The 5,500-nt window shown below is 60.2% G+C and carries 5 protein-coding genes; all 5 read left to right on the plus strand.

Translation table 11 applies throughout. The features are described 5' to 3' along the window. Positions 1–1,614, plus strand: a 1,614-nt coding sequence (locus SD70_RS32240; RefSeq protein ID WP_041052773.1) for an FG-GAP repeat domain-containing protein, incomplete at its 5' end; no start/stop codon positions are given. Positions 1,615–1,691: 77 nt separating this feature from the next. Beyond that, positions 1,692–1,943 carry an acyl carrier protein gene (locus SD70_RS32245; RefSeq protein WP_041052775.1) on the plus strand — a complete coding sequence of 84 codons (252 nt, stop codon included), beginning with the start codon at positions 1,692–1,694 and terminating at the stop codon, positions 1,941–1,943. Between the two features lie 5 nt (positions 1,944–1,948). Beyond that, the gene (locus SD70_RS32250) at positions 1,949–3,151 is read left to right on the plus strand and encodes a hypothetical protein (RefSeq protein WP_041052777.1); all 1,203 of its coding nucleotides are present in this window, start codon (positions 1,949–1,951) and stop codon (positions 3,149–3,151) included. Positions 3,152–3,273: 122 nt separating this feature from the next. Continuing rightward, positions 3,274–4,197: a hypothetical protein gene (locus tag SD70_RS32255; RefSeq protein WP_041052779.1), complete on the plus strand. Its 924-nt coding sequence runs from the start codon at positions 3,274–3,276 to the stop codon at positions 4,195–4,197. Beyond that, positions 4,176–4,880, plus strand: a complete 705-nt coding sequence (locus tag SD70_RS34360; protein ID WP_052488130.1) for a hypothetical protein — start codon at positions 4,176–4,178, stop codon at positions 4,878–4,880. The genes SD70_RS32255 and SD70_RS34360 overlap by 22 nt, the downstream gene beginning before the upstream one ends. Positions 4,881–5,500 lie beyond the last annotated feature (620 nt).

Here is a 5,500-nt window from a genome sequence, read left to right on the forward strand (position 1 = left end):
ATCCCCGACCTCGTCGTCGGGGATGGCGACGGCCGCGTCTGGCTGTACCGCGGCCTGGACCGCAGCGCTCCGCTGCGCTTTGCCGCAGGCGTAGAGCTGCTGCAGATCCCGGCGCGTTTCGCCGCCCCCGCTCTGCGGGACATGAACGGCGACGGCCGCTTGGATCTGGTGATCGGCAATAACGAGGGCGATCTGCTCGTATACGTGCAGGACGCCCCAACCGCACAGGCGGCTCCGGGGACGGCTCCGCTGCCGCATTTTACGGCCAAAGGTCCGCTATCCGGCGAAACGCTCAACCAGATGGGAACGCCGGCCCTGGTCGGCGGCCACAATTCGGCCCCCGTCTGGTTCGACATTAACCACGACGGCAAAGACGATCTCGTCGTCGGCCAGCTCGAATTCGGACTTCCATACGCCATCGACGATCCGGCGTTTCCGTTTCGGGCGCAGCTGGACGACTTTATCCAATACGCCAAAACGAACGGGCTCGAGATCTACCCGCACCTGTTCGTCCATAACTTTAACACCAGCGATGCCGAGCGGCAGGAGTTCGCGCTGCACAAGCAGGCGTTCGAGCGGCTCGGGCTGCCGTGGGGCAACACCGGGACGAACCAGCATACGTGGCGCATCAACATTCCCGACCGCCAGCAGACGCTGCGGAACGAAGCGGATGAGGGGCTGTGGTTCAACTTCGGCTTCAAACCGTCGCACGTTCCGGACGACCCGCGTCTCGGCTACGAATACATGTGGGGGCTGCCGTTCCTGATGCAACCCGAGTCCGGCGCTCCTGCGGCAAAAGGGCCGATGCTGCTCTACACGCCGAGCCCGGTGCTCCGGCTGGGCAGTTATTCGACCGAGGATATTTTCCGGTCGTTCGTGGCGCAAGATATGCCGATTATTTATTTTGAGCATATCGAGCCGTTCTTCCCGTCCAGGACGAACGAGCTGCGCGAATTCGCCGCCTATTTCGACAAGCTGCGGACCGAGCACGATTACAACTTCGTCTCCGAACCGCAAATGGCGCGCTCGTTCCTGACGGCGCTCACTGCCCGCGTCACCGTCGAGCGCTCGTGGGCCGCCTTCCTGCAGGACAAGCTGAAAGACCTGCTGCTCGGCACGAAAAACGGTCCGCACCTGTCGCTCCGGCTGAAGCCGGATTTCAGCGGCGTCCCGTCTCAGGCCGGGGTTTACCGCACCGCCCTGGGCGTGTCGGTGGAACGGGGGGAACGGCTCGCCCTGTACCGCGTCGGCACCGGGGACGCCGACATTTACGACGAGCGCGACGGCAAGCTGTTTGTCGGCCTGGACCGGCCGGTGACGCTGGGCGTTCACCCTTCGCCGGACCGCCTGCACTTGCTGCGCTCGAACGTCCCGGTGACGATCGAACGCAGCGGCGGCTCTGGCGCCCGCGCAGGCGCCGCTGGCGGCGCAGCCTGGACGCTGCATCTGAACGATGCGGGCATGCAGCAAATCAAGCTGTACAGCCCGCAGCCGGTCGACGTGCAGGCGGCAGACGCCGGGGCGCAGCTCGACATTCAGCGCGACGATGAGGCGCACACCGTAACGGTCACCCACTACGGCCCCGCCGTCACGGTGCGAGTAGCGCCCCGTTAGCTACGCTGGCTGCGTCGCTTCGCGGCTAGCAGTCGGCGGCCTTACGATATGCGCCATTTTCACAAGGAGGGACTATCATGGAGGAATTGCTGCAACAGCTGGAAGACTATATCCGCGAACGGTACGAGATAGACGAGAACGACGAGGATTTTGACGCGGATGTGCATCTGTTCGACTACGGCTACATCGATTCTATCGGCGCCACGGCGCTGATCGCCCATATCGAGAAAACGTACGGCATTCAAGTGACGCAGCAGGATCTCATGCTGCACCCGATGAACACCGTGCGCGAAATCGCCACCTTCATTCATTCCAAGATTGCGAGGTAACCGGCATGACTAACGAATGCGTCATTTCGCTGCAGCGGCTCGACCCGAGCCAGCACGGGCAGCTCAAGTACGCGGCGGCTTTTGTCGACGAGCATATCGAGGACATTCGCCTGGAGGACGGGGCGATCCGCATTACGCACCGTTCGCCGGCGGGAAGCGAGCGCATCGCGGACCGCGTCGAGCGGCTCATCGACCGTTTCTCCAAAGGCGATTTCGGCTTCAAGGAAGCGAATCTGTTCGAGCACAGCGGCCCGATGCCTTACCGCGGCGATATCGTCGCCGAGCTCGTACGGACGAAGACGATCAAAATGCTGGAGCCCGGGCTGTTTATTTTCCGCGAGCCGTTCTCCAGCCTGATGCGGTTTCTCGACTGGTCGTTCGTGACGCGCATCGCCAAACGGTTCGAGGGACTCGGCGAGGAGCAGTACCCAGCCGTCATTCATGCCGAGACGCTGAATAAAACGAACCATTTCACCTCGTTCCCGGAGCATATTCACTTCCTGACGCATTTGCGCGAGGACTTGGACGTGATCGAGGCGTTCTCGCAGTCAGTGCGCGAAGCGGGCGGCTGGAAAGCCGAGACCCCGCTCCCGCTCGACGTTCATATGCCGAAGCCGCGGTTTACGATGAATCCGTCGACGTGCTACCACTGCTACGAAGGCTTGCAGGACGAGACGCTCGAGGGCGACGGCATCGCCGTAACGGCTATCGCCAAGTGCCACCGGTTCGAAGGCAAAAACCATATCGACTTCGGCCGGCTGCTCGACTTCTCGATGCGCGAGATCATTTTTGTCGGCAAGCCGGACTACGTCAAGGAGAACCGCCTCCGCTCGATCGAGTATTTGAAGGAGCTGGCGGCCGAGTGGGAACTGGACAGCGTCATCGAGCTGGCGAACGACCCGTTCTTTACGAACGATTTTCAGGTGAAGGCGTCGTTCCAGCGGCAGCAGGAAATGAAGTACGAGCTGCGGCTGACGATCCCTTATTTGGACAAATCGATCGCCTGCTCGTCGGTCAACTTCCACAGCACGACGTTCGGCAACGCGTTCAACATCAAAATCGGCAAGCGCAGCGCCGTTACCGGCTGCGTCGGCTTCGGCATCGAGCGCTGGGCGTTCGCGTTCCTGGCGCAGTTCGGTCTGGACGAAGCGCTCTGGCCGAAAGCGTTCCGCGAGCAGTACCGCGAATGGCAGGAGAAAGGGCTGTAAAAGCTCCGGCCACAAGCCGGGGGCGGGCTCCGACATACAGATTTCGTGCCCGTACTTGCGCAAGAGGCGCTTGTCCCGGCACTGCTCCAGACCGCCATCCCACTTTCAACGGGGAATGATCCATGCGACTTTTGACTTTTCTGAAGCGCAACCGCTTCGTGCTTTCGCTGCTGGCGCTGTTTCTCGTCACCGATGCCCTGCTGGCGTGGTGGAACCCGATGGAGCGTTCGCGCCGCTTCTATAAAAACGACTTCGTCAAGACGCTTTATCACCACGGCTGGACTCGCTCCGGCCCTGTTTTTTATGGCAATTCTTCGGTGACTGCCGCCTACATGGAAGACCGCTCCACGCACAAGCTTACGGAAATGGGCCTTTCTTACGGCAAAATTACCGATCTGCAGGCGATTTTGAAGGGCGGCTATTATGATGTCGAGCGGGAACTCGTCGTCGGGATCGACGTCCACACGATGATCGACAGCCTCGAGACCGATCCCACGTATCCATGGTTCAAGCGCTGGTATCAGCCGTATGTGTACTACTACCGCGACTATTTCCGCGACTCGGGGCAGGAGCTGCTGCGCAATGCGCTGAAAGGTCATCCGCTCGCCTATGAGCCGCGCTGGATCGACAAAATGCTGTACTTCGGCCCGGAGCCTACAGCCAGCGAATGCCCGCAAGGAGTAGTTGCCGGCTGCCTTCAGCGCAAATGGGACGACTACGACAAGCGGTTTGGCTGGATGAAGCCGCAGCAAGATTTTCGCGGCAATTTGGCAGCGATGCAGTGGGTGATCGACTACGCGGCCTCCCGCAAGCTTCCGCTTCGCGTCGTATGGATGCCGTGGAATAGCGGCTACAAGCATCCCCCCTACGTAGCCGAGATGAAATCGCTCGTTAATGGAATGCTGCAAAAGGCCGGCGTGCCGACGCTCGATCTGATGGACCGCTTCCCGCCGGAAGATTTCCATGAGCTCGTACACCTGAACCGCGAAAAAGGCGCGCCCGAATTCACGAAGGAGGTTGACGCATGGCTGAACGGACTGAAATGAACGGCGAAGCCGGTATGAGCGTCAACCCCCCCGGCGCCCGTTCGGTGCAGCCGAGCGGTGCCGGAGGTGCAGGCGATGTGGGGGGCATTGGCGGTGCCGGCAGTACTAACGCCACTGCTAGCTCCAGCGGCGTCGCTTCTGGCGGTATCTGCAGCAATGGCAACATTAATGGCACTGGTGGTACTAGTATCAACGGCAGCAAAAGCGGAACCAGTAGTACCGTCGGTAACGGTATCGGAGATACCGGCAGCATCGGCGGCTTCAACGCCAGCGGTAACACTTACAGCGCTGGCAGTCTCGGCGCTACCAGCAGTACCGAAGGCGCAGACAGCGGTGGCACTAGCAGAAGGACTGGTACCGGCGATGCTCGCGAGACCGGTGGTACCGATAATACTAGCGGCACCGCCGAAACAGGCGCTGCAGGAAGCAACGTCGGCAGAGTCTCCTCCACTAAAGTCGGTTCTGCCAAAGATACTGCCCACTCTGCTGCCGATGGGGCTAAGGGCGCCTCAAACGGCGTGCTGCCGCCGAGGGGCAAATCCAAATCCGGCAAACAGCCGAAGCGTACATGGCGCGACACCCGATGGGGCCGCACGCTGGAGCTGCTCGCTTACCTCGTGATGCTGGTGCTGGCGCTAGTCTTTTTTACCGGCAAAGGGCTGTTTATTTATGAGGGCTTCTAGCCGGCCGTAAGCCGGAGCAAAGCAACCCAAGCCAGCGGTTCGACGGTTCTGAGCCTACTTGGCATAATCGGAGTTGAGCGGGTTTATCGCCATTTCGATTAACGGAAATTTGTTCCGCTATCGACCTATTTCCCGGGTATTTCCCGAAAATAACGGAACGAGAGTACGTTATTCTCGTCATTTCAGGCAAAATCGCTGTTATGACGGCTCAATAACGGAACTGTGTTCCGTTATGCATTGCCCGCACCGCCTCTAACCGAGCAATAGCGGAACAACGTTCCGTTAAGTCTGTCTGAGGAAGCCCGGCGCACTCCGATAGGGGCATTCAGGCGACGTACAAATGTACAGTGCCTAATACCGCCTCCAGGTTCCAAGCTGCAGTCTTGCGCTCTTCAAGAACCTGGCCTGAATGATGCTTGGCACTTCCGTACCGCGGAACGCCGTGCCATAGCGCCACTGTACCGCCATATCAGCTAGCCGCCTGGTTACTCTGCTATCGATACTGATGCACTTCCGTACCGTGGAACGCCATGCCATAGCGCCACTGTACCGCCATATCAGCTAGCCGTTTGGTTACTCTGCTATCGATACTCATGCACTTCCGTACCGCGGAACGCCGT

The sequence above is a fragment of the Gordoniibacillus kamchatkensis genome (assembly GCF_000829455.1).
Classification (GTDB): domain Bacteria; phylum Bacillota; class Bacilli; order Paenibacillales; family NBRC-103111; genus Gordoniibacillus; species Gordoniibacillus kamchatkensis.